Raw genomic sequence first — 17,491 nt, 5'->3', positions numbered from 1 at the left:
GCCACGCGCCGATGTCTTCCCGCCGAGGGCCGCGAAAGCGGCCCTTTCCATTTCCCGGGTCGCTGCCGGCGGCCCTCCGGATGAAAGAATAGACCCATGCTCGCCCGCAACGCCGATCCCATCGTCGCCATCGCCACGGCGCCCGGTCGTGGCGCCGTGGGCATCGTGCGGGTCTCGGGTCAGGCGCTCGGGCCGTTGATCGAGGCGCTGTGCGGGCGCCGGCTCAAGGCGCGCGAGGCCGCCTACCTCGCATTCCGCGATGCCACAGGCCAGCCGATCGACCACGGGCTGGCGATCCACTTCCCCGCGCCCCACTCCTTCACCGGCGAGGACGTGCTGGAACTGCAGGCGCATGGCGGACCGGTCGTGCTGCAGCTGCTCGTCGCGCGCTGCCTGGAGGCCGCCAGCGAAGCCCGCCCGGCCGGCGTGGCCACCGACCCGCACCGGACCGAAGCGCCTCGCCTGGCCGGCCTGCGGGTGGCCGAACCGGGCGAGTTCAGCCGACGCGCATTCCTCAATGGCAAGATCGACCTCGCCCAGGCCGAGGCGATCGCCGACCTGATCGACGCCAGCACGGAAGCCGCGGCGCGCAGCGCCAGCCGCTCCCTCGCGGGTGCCTTCTCGCAGGAGATCCATGCGCTGCGCGAGGCGCTGATCCACCTGCGCATGCTGGTCGAGGCCACGCTCGACTTTCCCGAGGAGGACATCGACTTCCTGCAGCAGGCCGATGCCGCCGGCCAGCTCGCGACGCTGGCCGCGCAACTCGACGGCGTGCGGCGGCGCGCGCGCCAGGGCGCCCTGCTGCGCGAGGGCATCCGCGTCGTGATCGCCGGCCAGCCCAACGCCGGCAAGAGCTCGCTGCTCAACGCGCTGGCCGGCGCCGAACTCGCCATCGTCAGCGCGGTGGCCGGCACCACGCGCGACGTCGTGTCGCAGACCATCCAGATCCATGGCGTGCCGCTGCACGTCGCCGACACCGCCGGCCTGCGCGAGAGCGCCGACGAGATCGAGCGGATCGGCGTCGAGCGTGCCTGGCGGCAGATCGGCGATGCCGATGCGGTGCTGTTCCTGCACGACCTCACGCGCACGGCCGAGTCGCAATGGCGCGATGCCGATGCCGCCATCGCGAGTCGGCTGCCCGCCGGCGTGCCGGTGCTCGACGTCTGGAACAAGCTCGACGCCGCGGAGCCATCCGGGGCTGGCACGCCCGCCGGCATCGCGATCTCGGCGAAGACCGGCCAGGGCATCGATGCCCTGCGCCAGCGCCTGCTCGAGATCGCCGGCTGGCAGGCCATGCCCGAGGGTCTGTATCTGGCGCGCGAGCGTCACGTGCATGCGCTCGGACGCGTGGCGGAGCATCTCGGCACGGCCGTCGAGGTGCTGGGCGCGCGCCTGCCGGCGCTCGATCTGCTGGCCGAGGAGCTCCGGCTGGCCCAGAACGCGCTCAACGAGATCACGGGCGAGTTCGGCGCCGACGAACTGCTCGGCGTCATCTTCTCGCGCTTCTGCATCGGCAAGTAGGACCGGATCGGCGGGCCGCCGGCCTTCAACCCTTCTGCAGGCGGTCGATCGCCACGGCCAGGGCTTCGGGGCGGCCCGACAGGACCAGCGTGTCGCCATCGGCCAGCCGTGCGGCGTCGTCCGGCGTCGTGGCCTGCCCGTCGCGCCGGCGCAGGCCCGCCACCCGCACGCCCAGTTCGGGCAGCGCCAGGACGCCGAGCGTCTGGCCGATGGCGCGCGCACCGGCGGCGAGCGTGAAACTGTTCAGGCGCTGGTTGTCGAGCTCATCGGCGGTGTCGTCGTCGGCGCCATGGAAATAGCCGCGCAGCAGGTTGTAGCGCGCATCGCGCTGGTCCTGCACCACGCGGATGACGCGCCGCATCGGCACGCCGACCAGGGCCAGGGCATGGCTGGCCAGCATCAGCGAACCTTCGATGGCTTCGGGAACGACCTCGGTGGCGCCGGCGGCCTGGAGCTTTTCCAGGTCGCGGTCGTCCTGCGTGCGCACGATCACCGGCACCTGCGGGGCATGCGAGCGCGTGTGCGACAGGACCTTGAGCGCGCCCTGCACATCGAGATAGGTCACCACCACCGCGCTGGCGCGTGCCAGGCCGGCGGCCATCAGGGCCTGCAGGCGCGCGGCATCGCCGAAGACCACGGAATCGCCAGCCGCGGCCGCCTGCCGCACGCGATCGGGGTCCAGGTCGAGCGCCATGTACGGAATGCCCTCGCGCTCCAGGATGCGCGCCAGGTTCTGCCCGCACCGCCCGTAGCCGCAGATGATCACGTGCTGCGAGGTGTTGATGGTCTTGCGGGCGATGCTCGTCATCTGCAGCGACTGCTGCATCCAGTCGCTCGCCACCAGCCGGCGCACGATGGTGTTGCTGTACATGACGATGAAGGGCGTCGCCAGCATCGACAGCACCATCGACGCCAGCACCGGGTTGGCCAGCCAGGGTGGCAGCAGGCTGCGATCCTGCGCCAGCGTCAGCAGCACGAAACCGAACTCGCCGGCCTGCGCCAGATAGAGTCCGGTGCGCAGCGACACCCCGGACGTCGCGCCCAGGCCGCGCGCCAGCAGGGTCACCAGCAGCAGCTTGAAGGCCAGCGGCAGCACCAGCAGGACCGCCACCAGCAGCCAGCGCTCGACCACGATGTGCCAGTCGAGCGACATGCCGATGGTGATGAAGAACAGGCCCAGCAGCACGTCGTGGAACGGCCGTATGTCGGTCTCCACCTGATGCTTGTATTCGGTCTCGGACACCAGCATGCCGGCGATGAAGGCACCCAGCGCCAGACTCAGCCCGGCGAGTTCCGTCAGCCAGGCCAGGCCGAGCGTGACCAGCAGCAGGTTGAGCATGAACAGCTCCTCGCTGCGCCGCCGGGCCACCAGCGTCAGCCACCAGCGCATCACGCGCGGACCGCCGTAGAGCAGCACGCCGACCAGGAACGCTGCCTTGAGCAGGGCGATCGACAGGGCCTTGAACAGCGTCTCCGGCGGCGCGCCCAGGGCCGGTATCAGCACCAGCAGGGGCACCACCGCCAAGTCCTGGAACAGCAGCACGCCCATCACGCGCCGGCCATGCTCGCTCTCGAGTTCCAGGCGTTCGGCCATCAGCTTGACCACGATGGCGGTGCTGCTCATGGTGAGCGCGCCCGAGAGCGCCAGCGCGGTCTGCCAGCCGAGCTGCCAGGCCGCCGGCAGGTAGGCCGCGACCAGCAGCGCCCCGGCCGTCGCCACGCCCATCGTGAGCAGCACCTGCAACAGTCCCAGGCCGAAGACGTGCCGGCGCATGGCGCGCAGCTTGGGCAGGCTGAATTCCAGGCCGATCACGAACATCAGGAACACCACGCCGAATTCGCCCAGGTGGCGGATGCCCTCGGTGTTCTGCGCGAGGGCCAGGGCATGGGGTCCGATCAGCACGCCGGCCGACAGGTAGCCCAGCATCGGCGGCAGCTTCAGGAAGCGGCACGCCACCACGCCGATCACTGCGGCGAGCAGGTAGAGCAGCGTGAGGTCGAGGGAGGACATGCCTGATGCTACGGCCTGGCGCACCTAGAATCTTTCGATGACCTCCCGCCCCGTCCAGGCCGTCGCGCCGCCCGATCCCGAGACCGTGCTCAACCGGGCCCGGGCGACCTTCGACATCGAGGCGGATGCCGTGCGGGGCCTGAAGTCGCGCATCGGCGCGGGCTTCGTCGAGGCCGTGCGCCGGATCCTCGACGTGCGCGGCCGGGTGGTCGTCATGGGCATGGGCAAGAGCGGCCACGTCGGGCGCAAGATCGCCGCCACGCTGGCCTCGACCGGCACGCCTGCGATGTTCGTCCATCCGGCCGAGGCCAGCCACGGCGACCTCGGCATGATCCAGGCGGTCGACCTGGTGATCGCGATCTCCAACAGCGGCGAGAGCAACGAACTCGCCGCCATCCTGCCGGTGGTCAAGCGCCAGGGCGTGCCGCTGGTGGCCATCACCGGCCGCCTCGACTCCATGCTCGCCCGGCATGCCGACATCGTGCTCGACAGCGGGGTCGAGAAGGAAGCCTGTCCGCTCAACCTCGCTCCCACCGCCAGCACCACCGCCCAGATGGCCATGGGCGACGCGCTGGCCGTCGCGCTGCTCGATGCCCGCGGCTTCGGCGCCGAGGATTTCGCGCGCTCGCATCCGGGCGGTGCCCTCGGGCGCAAGCTGCTCACGCTGGTCGGCGACCTCATGCGCACCGGCGACGAGGTGCCCCGCATCTCTCCTTCGGCCTCCTTCAGCGACCTGATGCGCGAGATGAGCATCAAGGGCCTGGGCGCCGCGGCCATCGTCTCGCCCGACGGGCGGGCGCTGGGCATCTTCACCGATGGCGATCTGCGCCGGCTGGTCGAGACCGGTGCCGACCTGCGTGCGCTGACCGCCGCCGAGGTCATGCATGCCGACCCGCGCACCGTGCGCGCCGACGCGCTCGGCGTCGAGGCCGCCGAGCTCATGGAGCAGCACCGGATCAACAGCCTGCTGGTGGTCGATGCCCAGGGGCGGCTGGGCGGCGCCGTGACCATCAACGACCTGATGCGCGCGAAGGTCATCTGATGCCCGCCATTTCCTTTCCCCCCGAGACCTTGCTGGCGGCGCAGGACATCCGCATCGCCTTCTTCGACATCGACGGCGTGCTGACCGATGGCGGCGTCTTCTTCAGCGAGCATGGCGAGACGCTCAAGCGCTTCAGCATCCTCGATGGCTACGGGCTGAAGCTGCTGCGCGTCGCCGGCATCGTGCCGGCCGTGATCACCGGGCGCGACTCCAAGCCATTGCGCGTCCGCCTGGAGGCCCTGGGCATCGAGCACGTGCGCTATGGCACCGAGGACAAGCTGCCCGCCGCCGAGGCCATGCTCGCCCAGCTCGGCTTCGACTGGACCCGGGCCGCGGCGATCGGCGACGACTGGCCCGACCTGCCGGTGCTCTGCCGCGCCGCCTTCGCCGCCGCGCCGGCCAATGCGCATGCCGAAGTGCGCGCCATCGCCCATCACGTGACCACCGCCCACGGTGGCGCCGGCGCGGCGCGCGAGTTCTGCGACCTGCTGCTGACGGCCGGCGGCCACTACCGGCGGCTGCTCGACGCGGCCCGCGGTCCGCTCGCATGAGACAGCGCCGGCCGCTCGGGCGGATGGTGCGCGACGCGCTCGATCGCGCCACGCTGTACCTGCCCGTCATCCTGACCGCCCTCCTGGCACTGGGCACCTACTGGCTGGCGCGCAACGCGCCCAAGCTGCTGGAGCCCACCGTCGCGCGCGCCGTCACGCACGATCCCGACTACTTCATGCGCGACTTCGTGGTGAAGAATTTCCTGCCGACCGGCGAGTTGCGCAGCGAGCTGTTCGGCAAGGAAGGCCGCCACTATCCCGACACCGACACGCTCGAGGTCGACCAGATGCGCATGCGCTCGGTATCGCCGCTCGGCCTGGTCACGCGCGCCACCGCCGACCGCAGCCTCTCGAACGGCGATGGCAGCGAGATCCAGCTGTTCGGCAATGCCATCATCGTGCATGACGCCGCCACCGGGCCGAGCGGCCAGCCACTGCCACGGCTGGAGTTCCGGGGTGAATTCCTGCATGCCTTCGTCAACACCGAACGCGTGCGTTCGAACAAGCCGGTCACGCTCATCCGCGGGGCCGACCAGTTCACCTCCGACACGATGGACTACGACAACCTCAGCGGGGTCGCCAACCTGCAGGGACGGGTGCGCGGCGTGCTGATGCCCTCGCCCGCCGCGCTGGCCGCGGCCCGTCGCTGATGGCCGCCGCGGCGCCGCTGGTCTTCATCACCGGTGCCTCCAGCGGTATCGGCCAGGCACTGGCGCAACGGTTCCACGACGCCGGCTGGAGGCTGGCGCTGGTGGCGCGGCGAACCGGCGAGATCGAGGCCTGGGCGGCGCAGCGGGGCATCGCCATCGATGGCGACGGCTGCGCCATCCATGGCGCCGACGTGACCGACACCGATGCCATCGTCGCCGCCGGCGCCGCCTGCATCGCGCGCCAGGGCGTGCCCGACGTGGTGATCGCCAACGCCGGCATCAGCATCGGCATCGACACCGCCGAGCGCCGGGACGTCGATGTCTTCGCACGCGTGCTGGCCGTCAACAACACCGGCCTGGTGGCGACATTCCATCCCTTCGTGGCGGCCATGCGCAAGCGCGGCAGCGGCCGGCTGGTCGGCATCAGCAGCGTGGCGGGCATCCGCGGGCTGCCCGGCCATGGCGCCTACTGCGCCAGCAAGGCCGGGGCGATCGCCTACTGCGAGAGCCTGCGCGGGGAGTTGCGCGGCACGGGCGTGCGCGTGGTCACGATCTGTCCGGGCTACATCGACACGCCACTCACGCGGGGCAACCGCTATGCCATGCCGTTCCTGATGCCGGCCGACGTCTTCGCCGAGCGTGCCTTCCGCGCCATCGAATCCGGCACCAGCTATCGCGTCATTCCCTGGCAGATGGGCATCGTCGCGCGCCTGATGCGTGTCCTGCCCGATGCGGTGTTCGATCGCCTCGCGCAAGGCCGGGGACGCAAGCGGCGCCTGGGCGAGTGAAAAAAGAGAAGGCTCCCGCAGGAGCCTGTCGTCATCGATCGGAATCCGCCGGGAGCGATCGACCAGGTGAATGATCAGTAGCCGCCGTAACCGCCGCCGTTGCCACCACCACCGCCGTTGCCGCCACCGCTGCGACCACCGCCACGGGGACCGGAGCCATACGGGCTGCGGAAGCCGCCATCGCCGCCGCCGCCACCGCTGCGACCGCCGCCACCACCGCCGTAGCCGCCACCGCCGCTGCGGCCACCACCGCCATAACCGCCGCCGCTGTTGCCGCCGCCGCCATAGCCACCGCCACTGTTGCCGCCACCGCCGCCATAGCCGCCACCGCCGCCGCTGCCACCACCGTAGCCACCGCCGCCGTAACCACCACCGCCGCCACCGCCGTAGCCGCCACCACCACCACCGCTGCGCGGCGGACGGGCTTCCATGGGGCGCGCCTCGTTGACCACCACGCTGCGGCCGCCGAGCGGCTGGCCGTTCATGCCATTGATGGCGGCCTGCGCCTCGGCATCGCTGCCCATCTCGACGAAGCCGAAGCCCTTGGAGCGTCCGGTGTCGCGCTCCATCATGACCTTGGCGCTCGTGACCGAGCCGAATTGACCGAAAGCCTGCTCCAGATCACCGTCGCGCACCGAATAAGGCAGGTTGCCGACGTACAGTTTGTTGCCCATCGAGGGACTCCTATAAACATCAATAAAAGCGATGGAGTCCCGAAAGCACATTCCCGACGAGATCGCCAGGCTGCGCGAAACTGTCCAATCACCGAGTTGACTCCCGGAAATTTGAAGGGAGACTCGCGCATTATGGGTGAAATGGCTCGGCCACAGAAACGAATTCATTCTGCATGGCGGCGCCCTCAAAAAAAGCAGGCGAGTGGCCTACAGCCGCGTGACGGAAGGCTGGGCGATATACTGCCGCAGCGCCGATTTGCTTCAGCTTGCGGGCGCTCTACAAATCCAGCTAAAGACGTTTCCGTTCACCCGGCTCGTTCCTTTAGCGAGGCCGGGTTTTTCGTTGGTGCCCGGCCGATCTCCGATCCACCCACCATCGCCCGCGTCGCCGTGTCATCCTTCGAGGTCGTTTCCCAGTCGATGTCATTCGCCGGTCCGCTGGCCCTGCGCAGCGGCGCGGTGCTGCGCGACTACATGCTGGCCTACGAGACCTACGGTACGCTCGACGCCAGTGCCGCCAACGCGGTGCTGGTGTGCCACGCGCTGAACGCGTCGCACCACCTGGCCGGGGTCTATGCCGGCCAGCCGAGATCGGAGGGCTGGTGGGACAACATGATCGGCCCGGGCAAGCCCCTCGACACCGATCGCTTCTTCGTCATCGGCGTGAACAACCTGGGTTCCTGCTTCGGCTCGACCGGGCCCATGCATGTCGATCCGGCGACGGGCCGCGTCTATGGCGCGGATTTCCCGGTGGTGACGGTCGAGGACTGGGTCGACGCGCAGGCCGCCCTGCTCGACGCGCTGGGCATCCGCACGCTGGCGGCGGTGATGGGCGGCAGCCTGGGCGGCATGCAGGCGCTGTCGTGGACATTGCAGTACCCGCAGCGCGTGCGGCATGCCGTGGTGGTGGCCAGCGCGCCCAACCTGACGGCCGAGAACATCGCCTTCAACGAGGTCGCGCGCCGCGCCATCGTCACCGATCCCGATTTCCATGGCGGTCACTTCTACGACCACGGCGTGGTGCCCAAGCGCGGCCTGCGCATCGCCCGCATGATCGGCCACATCACCTACCTGAGCGACGACGTCATGAACGAGAAGTTCGGCCGTGAGCTGCGCAGCGCCGTCGACGGCGAGATGGCGGGCCGGGGCTATCGCTATTCGACCCAGGACGTGGAGTTCCAGATCGAGAGCTATCTGCGGCATCAGGGCGACAAGTTCAGCGAGTACTTCGACGCCAACACCTATCTGCTGATCACCCGCGCGCTCGACTACTTCGATCCGGCGCTGGCCCATGGCGGCAGCCTCGCGGCCGCCTTCGCGCGCGCCACCGCGCAGTTCCTGCTGGTGAGCTTCACCACCGACTGGCGCTTCTCGCCCGCGCGCAGCCGCGAGATCGTGAAGGCGCTGCTCGACAACCGGCGCCGCGTAAGCTATGCCGAGATCGACGCGCCGCACGGCCACGATGCCTTCCTGCTCGACGACGTCCGCTACATGGGCGTGGTGCGCTCCTACTTCGAGCGGGTGGCCCTGGAACTCGACGCCGGAGCCGCGCGATGAGCGACCCCGGCATCCAGCGGCTCATCGCCCGCCTCGTGCCCGAGGGCGCGCGCGTGCTCGACCTGGGCTGCGGCGACGGCGCGCTGCTCGACCTGCTGCAGCGCGAGCGCGGCTGCACCGGCTATGGCGTGGAGATCGCCGATGGCAACGTGCTCCAGTGCGTGCGCCGCGGCGTCGACGTGCTGCAGCTCAATCTCGACGAGGGCCTGGCGATGTTCGACGATGCGTCGTTCGACGTCGTGCTGCAGATCGACACGCTCCAGCACCTGCGCAATGCCGAGGTCATGCTGCGCGAGACGGCGCGGGTGGGTCGGCTGGGCATCGTCGCCTTTCCCAATTTCGCGCACTGGCCCAACCGCCTGAGCGTCGCGCGCGGACGCATGCCCGTGACGCGGCGCCTGCCCTACGAGTGGTACGACACGCCCAACATCCGCGTGGGCACCTTCAAGGATTTCGAGGTGCTGGCGCGGAAGAACCGGCTGCGCGTGCTCGACGCCTTCGGCGTGCAGCAGGGTCGCGAGGTGCGCTGGCTGCCCAACGCGCGCGCCGGCACGGCGGTCTTCAAGCTGGAGCGGGGCTGACGTCGGTGGCGCAGACGCTGGCCGGCGCGGTCCACAGCGAGCTCGTCATCAAGAAGAGCCGCTTCATCGGCTGCGTCCAGCCCGTGGCCGATCGCGCGGCCGCGCTGGAGGTCGTCGATGGCCTGCGGCGCGCGCATCCCGGCGCCGCGCATGTCTGCTGGGCGCTCATGGCCGGGGGGCAGTCGGCCGCCCACGACGATGGCGAACCCGGCGGCACCGCCGGACGGCCGATGCTGGAGGTGTTGCGCCACCAGGATCTCGAAGGGGTGCTGGCCACCGTGGTGCGCCATTTCGGTGGCGTGAAGCTGGGTGCCGGCGGACTGGTGCGGGCCTACACCGATGCCGTCGCCCAGGCGTTGCTGGGGGCCGACAAGCGACCGCTGCGGCGCCTGAGCACGCTCGCCTGTGCCGTGCCCTATGCGCTGGAGGGACTGCTGAGGCGCGAGCTGGCCGCCGCCGGCGCGGTCCTGCAGGCGGTCGAGCACGGCTCGCTGGTCCGCCTGGCGTTCAGCATCGACGATGTCGCCGCGCCGGCCTTGCGCGCGCGCATCGACGACGCGACCCAGGGCCGGGCCGGCTGGGTCGACTGAACGCCGGCTCCCGGGCCACCCGGCGGCCGGCGCCGGGACGGATCATTCCGGTGGCAACGAGGCGCCGCAGCGCCAGCAGAACCGCGCCCGGGCCTGGTGGCCGCCGCTGCCGCAGGCCGCGCAGTCGACCGCTCGGGTCGCGGCCGGCGCGGCGGTCCCGCCGCCGCGCGGGGCATTGCCACCGGCCTCGCGCCCGTGCTTCACCATCTCGGCCGACACGATGCCCGTCGGCACCGCCAGCACGCCCCAGCCCAGCAGCATCATGGCCGAGGCGATGGCGCGGCCGAGGCCGGTCTTGGGCACCAGATCGCCGAAGCCGACCGTGGTCATGGTCGAGACCGCCCAGTACACCGCCACCGGGATGCTGGTGAAGCCATGCTGGGGCCCCTCGACCACGTACATCAGCGTGCCCATCACCAGCACGACCATCAGCACGAAGCCGACGAAGACCATGATCTTGCGCCGGCTGGCCGCCAGGGCCGTCGCCAGGGTGCGGTACTCCTGGGCGTAGCGCGACATCTTGAAGATGCGGAACACGCGCAGCAGGCGCAGGATGCGCACGTCGATCAGCACCGCCAGGCCGGGCACCAGGATGGCGAGATAGGTCGGCAACAGGGCGAGCATGTCGATGACGCCGTAGAAACTGCGCGCATAGCGTCCCGGTCGGCGCAGGCAGGCCAGGCGTCCCACGTATTCGATCGTGAAGACGAGGGTGAAACCCCATTCGAGCATGCCGAATACCGGTCCCCAGCGCACGTGGATCGCCTGCACGCTGTCGAGCACCACCACCGCGACGCTCAGCAGGATGACGACGATCAGCGAGAGGTCGAAGGCGCGGCCGGCACGGGTCTCCGATTCGAAGATCACCGCATACAGCTTCAGCCGCCAGCCACCCGAGGGCTTGCCGAAGCGCTCCTCGGCCTCGGCGCGGGTCGTGTCCTCCACGACGGGGCGGCCGTCCGGGAGGGGATGGGTGGCGAGCGGATGGGGCATGACGTTCTCGGACGGGGTCCGCGGGAGTGGCGCTGCGCATTCTCGGGTGCGCGAGCGGCGTCCTGACCCGACCCGGGTCCGCGCGTAGCGTGGAAGACCCGGCGGATGGTCCGAAAAGAGGCGTTCCCCAAGGCGGCCGACCGATTTGGTTACGAATTTTTTCCGGCCAAGTGACGGGGCACCGTCGCGCGTTCATACGATAGGCGTTTTTCAGAGGAGCAATCTCTTGGCTTCACAGTCCCCCTTCTTCGGCAAACGCGATCGCGAACCCGACAATTTCAATTCCCGTCCGGCACCCCTGGTGGGCGGCGGCAACGGCCTGGGCGGCATGCCGGCCCAGTCCTCGTCTCCCCTGTCGGCTGGCGCAGCCACGGCCGCGCCGGCCGCAGCGCCCGCGCCCAAGGAAGGCAGCAAGCTCACGGTCGGCCCCAACATCAAGCTCAAGGGCGTCGAGATCACCGATTGCGACACGCTCGTGGTCGAGGGCCTGGTCGAGGCGACGATGGACTCGCGCGTGATCCAGATCTCCGAGCAGGGTGAATTCAAGGGATCGGCCCACATCGACATCGCCGAGATCCGTGGCGTGTTCGATGGCAACCTCATCGTGCGCGACAAGCTGGTGATCCACGCCACCGGCCGCGTGACCGGCAAGATCCGCTACGGCAAGATCGTGATCGAGGAAGGCGGCCAGCTCTCCGGCGAAATCACCTTCGGCGCCGCGGATGGTCGCAAGCCTTCCCTGCAGGCCGCCTGAACCGGCGCCAGGCTCCGTCAGCGGGCCCGCCGCGACGCCCCGAAGCACCCGCGAACCGGGTGCTTTTTTCATGGGGTGCTGACTCCGCGGCACCAAGTCCGCCCTGTGGACCCGGCCTCTTCGGCGGGCGCAGAATGGAATGCAACCCCACGCATCACCTTCCGCGGAGAACCCTCCCCATGAACGCACCCCTGCATCGCGAAATGCCCGCTGGCCTGCTCGATGCCCAGCGCGCCCTGTCCGACGTCACCGCCCGCTGGGACGGCGACATCGTGCGCCAGATCACCGACTACATCGCCATCCCCGCGAAGTCGCCCGGCTTCGACAAGGACTGGGTGGCCCATGGCCACATCGACACCGTGCTGCGCAATGCCGCCGCCTGGGTCGAGGCCCAGAAGGTCGAGGGCCTGACATTGGAGATCATCCGGCTCGAGGGCCGCACCCCGGTCCTGTTCTTCGAGATCGCAGCCACCGGCACGCCGATGACCGACACGGTGCTGATGTACGGCCACCTGGACAAGCAGCCCGAGTTCACCGGCTGGCGCTCGGACCTCGGCCCCTGGACGCCAAAGTACGAGGACGGCCGGCTCTATGGCCGTGGCGGCGCCGACGACGGCTATGCGGTCTATGCCAGCATCGCCGCGGTCCAGGCGTTGAAGAACCAGGGCGCGGCGCATCCGCGCATCGTCGGCTTGATCGAGACCTGCGAGGAAAGTGGCTCCTACGACCTGCTGCCCTATGTGAACGCCCTGCGGGATCGCCTGGGCGAGGTCGGCCTGGTGATCTGCCTGGATTCGGGCGCCGGCAACTACGACCAGCTCTGGCTCACCACCTCCCTGCGCGGCATGGCCGGCGGTCTGCTCAAGGTCGAGGTGCTCACCGAGGGCGTGCACTCCGGCGATGCCTCCGGGCTGGTGCCGTCGAGCTTCCGCATCATGCGTCAGGTGCTCGACCGCCTGGAGGACAGCGCCACCGGCCGCCTGCTGCCCGCGAGCTTCCATTGCGAGGTGCCGCCCGACCGCCTGGCCCAGGCCCGGGTCACGGCCGCCATCCTCGGCGACGAGATCCACAAGCGGTTCCCGTGGGCGCACTACGACTGCGAGGGCTCGACGACATTCACCCTGCCCACCACCACCGATCCGGTCGAGGCCCTGCTCAACCGCACCTGGAAGCCGACCCTGTCGGTGACCGGCGCCGACGGCTTCCCGGCGCTCAAGGACGCCGGCAACGTGCTGCGCCCCTACACCGCCTTCAAGCTCTCGCTGCGCCTGCCGCCGCTGGTCGATGCCGGCCAGGCGGTGCAGGAACTCAAGGCCCTGCTGGAGGACAACGCGCCCTACCAGGCCAAGGTGACCTTCGAGGGCGGCGGTGGCGCCACCGGCTGGAACGCACCGGTGATCACGCCCTGGTTCGAGCGCTCGCTCGATGCCGCATCGCTGGCGCACTTCGGCGCGCCATGCGGCTACATCGGCCAGGGCGGCACGATCCCGTTGATGAACATGCTGAGCGAGGGCTTTCCGAAGGCGCAGATGATGGTCTGCGGCGTGCTCGGCCCCAAGAGCAACGCGCACGGTCCCAACGAATTCCTGCACGTGCCCTATGCCAAGAAGCTGACCGCCGCCGTGGCCGAGGTGATCGCCGCGCTGCCGGCCGCCCACCAGGCCGAGCACCTGGCGGCCGCCTCGGCCTGAGCGCGCCTGGAGACGTCGTCGCTCAGCGTTTCTGCAGCAGATTGCTGAGCGAGGCGAGCAACTCGTTTTCGGAGTTCGCCGTACCCTGTCCCGGGACGCCGGACATGGCATCCCGAGGGCTGGCCCCACCCGTGAGTTGATCGAGGTTGCCCAGGCCCTGGGCGGGGACCTGACCCTGCGGCGTCAGCTTGTCGATCAGCATCGGCAGCACCGAGGCGAGCAACGGCAGCAGCATGCCGGCGTTGATGCCCAGCTTCTGCGCCAGGCCCGACACCACGTCGCCGCCCAGCACGTTGCCGAGCTGGCCTTCGGAGACCGGCTTGTTGTCGCCCTTGCCGATCCACGAGCCGATCACGTCGCCCATGCCGGCGCGTTCGAACTTCGACACCAGACCGCCGATGCCGCCCTGGCCGCCATCATTGGCGAGGAGGCTGCCGAAGATGGCCTCCAGGCCGCCTGCGCCCCCGGCGCCACCCAGTCCCGCCAGACCGCCCAGCCCACCCAATCCGCCCAGTCCGCCGTCCTGGGCGTTCGCCCCGGCGGGGCCCGCAGCCGTGGGAGACGCGCTGGTAGCGGCGTTGTTGCCGCCGAGCACCTGGCCGAGTACCAAATCGAGCAATCCCATGATGTTGTTCCTTCCCTGTGACGTATGGATCCGTGGATCGAGATGCAGCCCGCGCGATGCCGGGCCGCGTTTCATTGTGCGATGCCGCCCCGCGCCCCGACAGGGCGGCTTTGCAACCGGACACGCGAAGGCGTAAGCAATCGCGGCGACCCGCGGTCGTTCATGGTGAGCGCGGAGCGCGCCTCGACAGCAGGGGCTCGCTCGCGCCCTCGACGCCGACGAGCGCCAGCACGGTGAGCAGCGAGCGCTGCGCCCCCAGCCAGGCGCCATCGAGTTCGATCCATTCACCGGTGGTGTGGAAGCCACCGGTTCGGCCACCGCCGCCCAGTACCACCGCCGGGATGCCGAGCGACATCGGCACGTTGGCATCGGTGCTGGACGCCTGCAGCACGCTGCGCAGGCCATAGGCGGTATTGGCTCGCACGGCGGCCTCCACCATCGGCGCATCGGAAGGCGTGCGCCCGCCCGGCCGATCGCCGATCAGCCGCACGGAGGCGGTGAGCGTGTCGACGCCCCAGCGTCGGTTCTCGGCCGCGATGGCGGCCTTCACGGCGCCCAGCACCCGGCGCTCGGCCTGCTCGAGCACCGCGCTGTCGTCGGAGCGGATGTCGACCGTCATGCGCGCCTCGGCGGCGATGGCGTTGACCGCGCTGCCGCCGGAGGCCGTGCCGACGGTGAAGGTGGTGCGTGGATAGGCCGGCGTGCGGATGTCGGCGATGCGCGCGATGGCGCGTCCCATGCCATGCACCGCGCTCGGGACGCGGCCGAAGGCACCGAAGCTGTGGCCGCCGGGGCCTTCGAAGACGATCTCGTGGCGCCGGCTGGCGGTGCCGGCGACGATCAGGTGGACATCGGGGGCGGGTTCGAGTCCGACGAGGCCATCGATGTCGCGCTGGGTCTCGAAGAGATGCCGCATGCCACGCAGGTTGCCGAGCTCCTCCTCGCCGACGCTGCCGACGAACAGCAGGTCGCCGACCGTGCGCAGCCGCTGGTCCTCCAGCACCTTCAGCCACGACAGCAGCACCGACAGGCCACGCACGTCGTCGGAGATGCCCGGGGCGTAGAGCCGGTCGCCGCGCGCCTTCACCCGCACATCGGTACCGGCCGGGAACACCGTATCCAGATGCGCCGTGACCACCAGTTTCGGGACCTCGTGGCCCGTGGCGGTGGAGCGGCCGCGACGCAGGCCGATGACATTGCCCTCGGCGTCGATGTAGGCGTCGGGCAGGCCGAGCGCCTTCAGGCGCGCCAGGAAGGCCGCGGCGCGCGCCTGCTCGCCGAAGGGGGGCGCCTCGATCTCGGTCAGCCGGCGCAGATCCTCGATGGAGCGCGCGTGATCCGCCGCGACGGCGTCGAGCACCGCCTGCACCGCCGGTGCCGCGAGCAACTGCACGTAGGTGCGCTCGACCCGGGGACTCACCGGCCAGGGCGACGACCCGAGACCCGCTCCCTGCGCCTGCGCCATCCGCATCGCGCCCACCAGGCACAGGCCGGCAAGGCCGGCCAGCATCGCCGTGCCACGGGCGCTGCAACTCATGCGGGCGGCACCTCGGCCAGGGCGATCAGCGCCGCGAGGGCGGCGGTCTCGGCGCGCAGCACGCGCGGGCCGAGCGTGACGGGCGCGAAACCCGCGCGCAGCGCCTGCTGTTCCTCGGCGGCGCTCAAGCCACCCTCGGGGCCGCTGAGCACGCGCCAGGCGGCCGCCGTGGTCAGGGCCGGCCGCGCGGCGACGTGGTCGGCGATGGCGCGCGTGCCCGGCGCCAGGCTCAGCACCAGCGCTCGCGCGGTGCCGTCGGCTGGGCCCGCGATCCAGTCGCCGAAGCCGCGCACCGGATGGATCACGGGAACGCGATTGCGTCCGCACTGTTCGCACGCCGCGATGGCGATCGCTTCCCAGTGGGCGCGCTTCTTGTCGGCACGCTCGCCATGGAGTCGGAGCACGCCGTGGGCGCTCATCAGGGGCTGGATGCTGGCGACGCCCAGTTCGGTCGCCTTCTCGACCAGCCAGTCCATGCGCTCGTTGGCCGGCATGCCGACGGCCAGGTGCACGGCCTGCCCGGCCTCGCGCTCCACGGGATCGCGCGCGCCGACCCGCACCGCCACCTCGCTGCGGCCCATGCGCTCGACGACGGCGGCGTACTCGCCGCCCGCGCCGTCGAACAGCACGATCGCATCGCCCGGCTGCAGCCGCAGCACCTGGACGTGCCGCGCGGCGCCGGCCGGCAGCAGCAGGTCGGCGCCGGAGTGCAGCGCGGTGGCGCAGTGGAAGCGCGGCACGCCGTCAGATCCTGCCGTAGGCGAAGCCCGACTGCGCCTGCGTGCCTTCCACCTCGTCGACCACCCGCAGCAGCGGCGTCAGCTCCATGTAGCGGCTCGCGGTGGCGCGGATGTAGGCGATGAAGCGTGGCGTGTCGGCCAGATACCTGGGCTTGCCGTCGCGCAGCGTCAGGCGCGCGAAGATGCCCGCGACCTTCAGGTGGCGCTGCAGGCCCATCCATTCGACGGTGCGATAGAAGTGACCGAAATCGGCGTCGACGGGCAATCCGGCCTTGCGCGCGGCCTGCCAGTAGCGCACGGTCACGTCGATCACGAAGTCCTCCTCCCAGCTCAGGAAGGCATCGCGCATCAGGCTGGCGATGTCGTAGGTGATGGGACCATGGACCGCATCCTGGAAGTCCAGCACGCCCAGGCGGGCGCCGGCCTCGGCCGGGTCGTCGGCCAGCATCAGGTTGCGCGGCATGAAGTCGCGATGCACGTACACCGCCGGCACCGACAGGTTGTTCTCGACGATCAGCCGGAAGCTGCGCTCCAGCCGTTCCTGCAGCCGGCCTTCGACCGTCACCCCGCGATGCCGCGTGATGTACCAGTCGGGGAACAGCGCCAGCTCGCGCTCGAGCAGCGCCCGGTCGTAGGGCGGCAGCACGCCGGGCCTGGAACCCAGCTGCCAGCGGATCAGTTCGTCGATGGCGGCTTCGTAGAGCGGCAGCGCCGAGGCCGGATCGCGGGCGTCGATGGCGTCGAGCATCGTGCGCCGTCCCAGGTCGTCGAGCAGCAGGAAGCCATGCGCGCGATCCCAGTCGAGCACCTGGGGCGCATGCACGCCGGCCTCGCGCAGGAGCTGCGCGATCCGCACGAAGGGCTCGCTGTCCTCCTGCACCGGCGGGGCGTCCATCACGATGCGGCTGCGCACGGTGGTCGCGTCGTGACCGGCCGGGCCGGCGGCATCGATGCGGAAGTAGCGCCGGAAGCTGGCATCGGCCGAGGCCAGGCGCAGCGTGTCGGTCGCGAGACCCTGGAGCGGCGCGATGCGCGCGAGCCACGCCTCGAAGGCGGCCGCGCGGGCCGGATCGGCCCAGGTCACGGGAACCCGCGTGGTTTCGGCATCGGCGGGGAGCACGGCGGCGGCCCGTGCGGAAGCAGCGCCGCCGGGGGGCGTGTACGGGGATGCGGTCATGGATAATCG

The 17,491-nt window shown here is 70.5% G+C and carries 17 protein-coding genes; 10 read left to right on the top strand and 7 right to left on the bottom strand.

What is annotated here, in order from left to right; translation table 11 throughout:
• The first annotated feature begins 96 nt into the window (after positions 1–96).
• The gene (locus AC1MLT_RS12465) at positions 97–1,521 is read left to right on the top strand and encodes a tRNA modification GTPase (RefSeq protein WP_481032527.1); all 1,425 of its coding nucleotides are present in this window, start codon (positions 97–99) and stop codon (positions 1,519–1,521) included.
• 25 nt (positions 1,522–1,546) lie between these two features.
• Here AC1MLT_RS12465 and AC1MLT_RS12460 read toward each other — a convergent pair whose 3' ends face one another.
• Positions 1,547–3,532: a monovalent cation:proton antiporter family protein gene (locus AC1MLT_RS12460; RefSeq protein ID WP_481032526.1), complete on the bottom strand. Its 1,986-nt coding sequence runs from the start codon at positions 3,530–3,532 to the stop codon at positions 1,547–1,549.
• 37 nt (positions 3,533–3,569) lie between these two features.
• Between AC1MLT_RS12460 and AC1MLT_RS12455 the strand changes: the two genes are divergently transcribed.
• From AC1MLT_RS12455 to AC1MLT_RS12440, 4 genes are read left to right on the top strand one after another with little or no spacing between them, the layout of a single operon-like run.
• Positions 3,570–4,574 carry a KpsF/GutQ family sugar-phosphate isomerase gene (locus AC1MLT_RS12455; protein WP_481032525.1) on the top strand — a complete coding sequence of 335 codons (1,005 nt, stop codon included), beginning with the start codon at positions 3,570–3,572 and terminating at the stop codon, positions 4,572–4,574.
• Positions 4,574–5,125 carry a KdsC family phosphatase gene (locus tag AC1MLT_RS12450; protein WP_481032524.1) on the top strand — a complete coding sequence of 184 codons (552 nt, stop codon included), beginning with the start codon at positions 4,574–4,576 and terminating at the stop codon, positions 5,123–5,125. The genes AC1MLT_RS12455 and AC1MLT_RS12450 overlap by 1 nt, the downstream gene beginning before the upstream one ends.
• Positions 5,122–5,775: an LPS export ABC transporter periplasmic protein LptC gene (gene lptC / locus AC1MLT_RS12445; RefSeq protein ID WP_481032523.1), complete on the top strand. Its 654-nt coding sequence runs from the start codon at positions 5,122–5,124 to the stop codon at positions 5,773–5,775. Before AC1MLT_RS12450 ends, lptC begins: the two co-directional genes overlap by 4 nt.
• Positions 5,775–6,563: an SDR family oxidoreductase gene (locus AC1MLT_RS12440; protein ID WP_481032522.1), complete on the top strand. Its 789-nt coding sequence runs from the start codon at positions 5,775–5,777 to the stop codon at positions 6,561–6,563. The genes lptC and AC1MLT_RS12440 overlap by 1 nt, the downstream gene beginning before the upstream one ends.
• A 74-nt stretch (positions 6,564–6,637) precedes the next feature.
• Here AC1MLT_RS12440 and AC1MLT_RS12435 read toward each other — a convergent pair whose 3' ends face one another.
• Entirely contained in the window at positions 6,638–7,237 is a 600-nt protein-coding gene (locus AC1MLT_RS12435; RefSeq protein ID WP_481032521.1) for an RNA recognition motif domain-containing protein, read from the bottom strand.
• 390 nt (positions 7,238–7,627) lie between these two features.
• On the opposite strand from AC1MLT_RS12435, the gene metX reads away from it, so the two are divergent.
• The 3 genes from metX to AC1MLT_RS12420 are packed head-to-tail and all read left to right on the top strand — an operon-like array spanning position 7,628 to position 9,965.
• On the top strand, positions 7,628–8,794 hold the full coding sequence (gene metX, locus AC1MLT_RS12430; RefSeq protein WP_481032520.1) for a homoserine O-succinyltransferase MetX: 1,167 nt from the start codon (positions 7,628–7,630) through the stop codon (positions 8,792–8,794).
• Positions 8,791–9,375, top strand: coding sequence for a methionine biosynthesis protein MetW (gene metW, locus AC1MLT_RS12425; protein ID WP_481032519.1), 585 nt, complete (start codon positions 8,791–8,793; stop codon positions 9,373–9,375). Before metX ends, metW begins: the two co-directional genes overlap by 4 nt.
• 5 nt (positions 9,376–9,380) lie before the next feature.
• Positions 9,381–9,965 carry an IMPACT family protein gene (locus tag AC1MLT_RS12420; protein ID WP_481032518.1) on the top strand — a complete coding sequence of 195 codons (585 nt, stop codon included), beginning with the start codon at positions 9,381–9,383 and terminating at the stop codon, positions 9,963–9,965.
• A 42-nt stretch (positions 9,966–10,007) separates the two neighbouring features.
• On the opposite strand, the gene AC1MLT_RS12415 is transcribed toward AC1MLT_RS12420, so the two are convergent.
• Positions 10,008–10,958, bottom strand: a complete 951-nt coding sequence (locus AC1MLT_RS12415) for an ion transporter (RefSeq protein WP_481032517.1) — start codon at positions 10,956–10,958, stop codon at positions 10,008–10,010.
• A 226-nt stretch (positions 10,959–11,184) separates the two neighbouring features.
• On the opposite strand from AC1MLT_RS12415, the gene AC1MLT_RS12410 reads away from it, so the two are divergent.
• A complete protein-coding gene (locus AC1MLT_RS12410; RefSeq protein ID WP_481032516.1) occupies positions 11,185–11,712 on the top strand; it encodes a bactofilin family protein in 528 nt (175 codons plus the stop codon).
• 179 nt (positions 11,713–11,891) lie between these two features.
• A complete protein-coding gene (locus tag AC1MLT_RS12405) occupies positions 11,892–13,403 on the top strand; it encodes a M20 family metallopeptidase (protein ID WP_481032515.1) in 1,512 nt (503 codons plus the stop codon).
• Positions 13,404–13,425: 22 nt separating this feature from the next.
• Here the strand turns inward: AC1MLT_RS12405 and AC1MLT_RS12400 are convergent, their stop codons facing one another.
• The 4 genes from AC1MLT_RS12400 to AC1MLT_RS12385 all read right to left on the bottom strand — a co-directional run bounded on the left by AC1MLT_RS12400 (position 13,426) and on the right by AC1MLT_RS12385 (position 17,482).
• A complete protein-coding gene (locus tag AC1MLT_RS12400; protein ID WP_481032514.1) occupies positions 13,426–14,103 on the bottom strand; it encodes a YidB family protein in 678 nt (225 codons plus the stop codon).
• 85 nt (positions 14,104–14,188) lie between these two features.
• Positions 14,189–15,565, bottom strand: coding sequence for a M20/M25/M40 family metallo-hydrolase (locus AC1MLT_RS12395; RefSeq protein ID WP_481032513.1), 1,377 nt, complete (start codon positions 15,563–15,565; stop codon positions 14,189–14,191).
• Positions 15,562–16,305 carry a 16S rRNA (uracil(1498)-N(3))-methyltransferase gene (locus AC1MLT_RS12390; RefSeq protein ID WP_481032512.1) on the bottom strand — a complete coding sequence of 248 codons (744 nt, stop codon included), beginning with the start codon at positions 16,303–16,305 and terminating at the stop codon, positions 15,562–15,564. The genes AC1MLT_RS12395 and AC1MLT_RS12390 overlap by 4 nt, the downstream gene beginning before the upstream one ends.
• A gap of 4 nt (positions 16,306–16,309) precedes the next feature.
• Positions 16,310–17,482, bottom strand: a complete 1,173-nt coding sequence (locus AC1MLT_RS12385; protein WP_481032511.1) for an aminoglycoside phosphotransferase family protein — start codon at positions 17,480–17,482, stop codon at positions 16,310–16,312.
• Positions 17,483–17,491: the final 9 nt, after the last annotated feature.

The organism is Variovorax sp. PEI5 (genome assembly GCF_056679935.1).
This window is presented reverse-complemented; position numbering and strand designations above follow the sequence as displayed.

What these genes read in the sequence shown, in the direction of transcription:
- AC1MLT_RS12465 (WP_481032527.1), top strand. Translation starts at nt 97, where the DNA reads ATGCTCGCCCGCAACGCCGATCCCATCGTCGCCATCGCCACGGCGCCC.
- AC1MLT_RS12460 (WP_481032526.1), bottom strand. Translation starts at nt 3,532, where the DNA reads ATGTCCTCCCTCGACCTCACGCTGCTCTACCTGCTCGCCGCAGTGATC.
- AC1MLT_RS12455 (WP_481032525.1), top strand. Translation starts at nt 3,570, where the DNA reads ATGACCTCCCGCCCCGTCCAGGCCGTCGCGCCGCCCGATCCCGAGACC.
- AC1MLT_RS12450 (WP_481032524.1), top strand. Translation starts at nt 4,574, where the DNA reads ATGCCCGCCATTTCCTTTCCCCCCGAGACCTTGCTGGCGGCGCAGGAC.
- lptC (WP_481032523.1), top strand. Translation starts at nt 5,122, where the DNA reads ATGAGACAGCGCCGGCCGCTCGGGCGGATGGTGCGCGACGCGCTCGAT.
- AC1MLT_RS12440 (WP_481032522.1), top strand. Translation starts at nt 5,775, where the DNA reads ATGGCCGCCGCGGCGCCGCTGGTCTTCATCACCGGTGCCTCCAGCGGT.
- AC1MLT_RS12435 (WP_481032521.1), bottom strand. Translation starts at nt 7,237, where the DNA reads ATGGGCAACAAACTGTACGTCGGCAACCTGCCTTATTCGGTGCGCGAC.
- metW (WP_481032519.1), top strand. Translation starts at nt 8,791, where the DNA reads ATGAGCGACCCCGGCATCCAGCGGCTCATCGCCCGCCTCGTGCCCGAG.
- AC1MLT_RS12415 (WP_481032517.1), bottom strand. Translation starts at nt 10,958, where the DNA reads ATGCCCCATCCGCTCGCCACCCATCCCCTCCCGGACGGCCGCCCCGTC.
- AC1MLT_RS12405 (WP_481032515.1), top strand. Translation starts at nt 11,892, where the DNA reads ATGAACGCACCCCTGCATCGCGAAATGCCCGCTGGCCTGCTCGATGCC.
- AC1MLT_RS12400 (WP_481032514.1), bottom strand. Translation starts at nt 14,103, where the DNA reads ATGAAACGCGGCCCGGCATCGCGCGGGCTGCATCTCGATCCACGGATC.
- AC1MLT_RS12395 (WP_481032513.1), bottom strand. Translation starts at nt 15,565, where the DNA reads ATGAGTTGCAGCGCCCGTGGCACGGCGATGCTGGCCGGCCTTGCCGGC.
- AC1MLT_RS12385 (WP_481032511.1), bottom strand. Translation starts at nt 17,482, where the DNA reads ATGACCGCATCCCCGTACACGCCCCCCGGCGGCGCTGCTTCCGCACGG.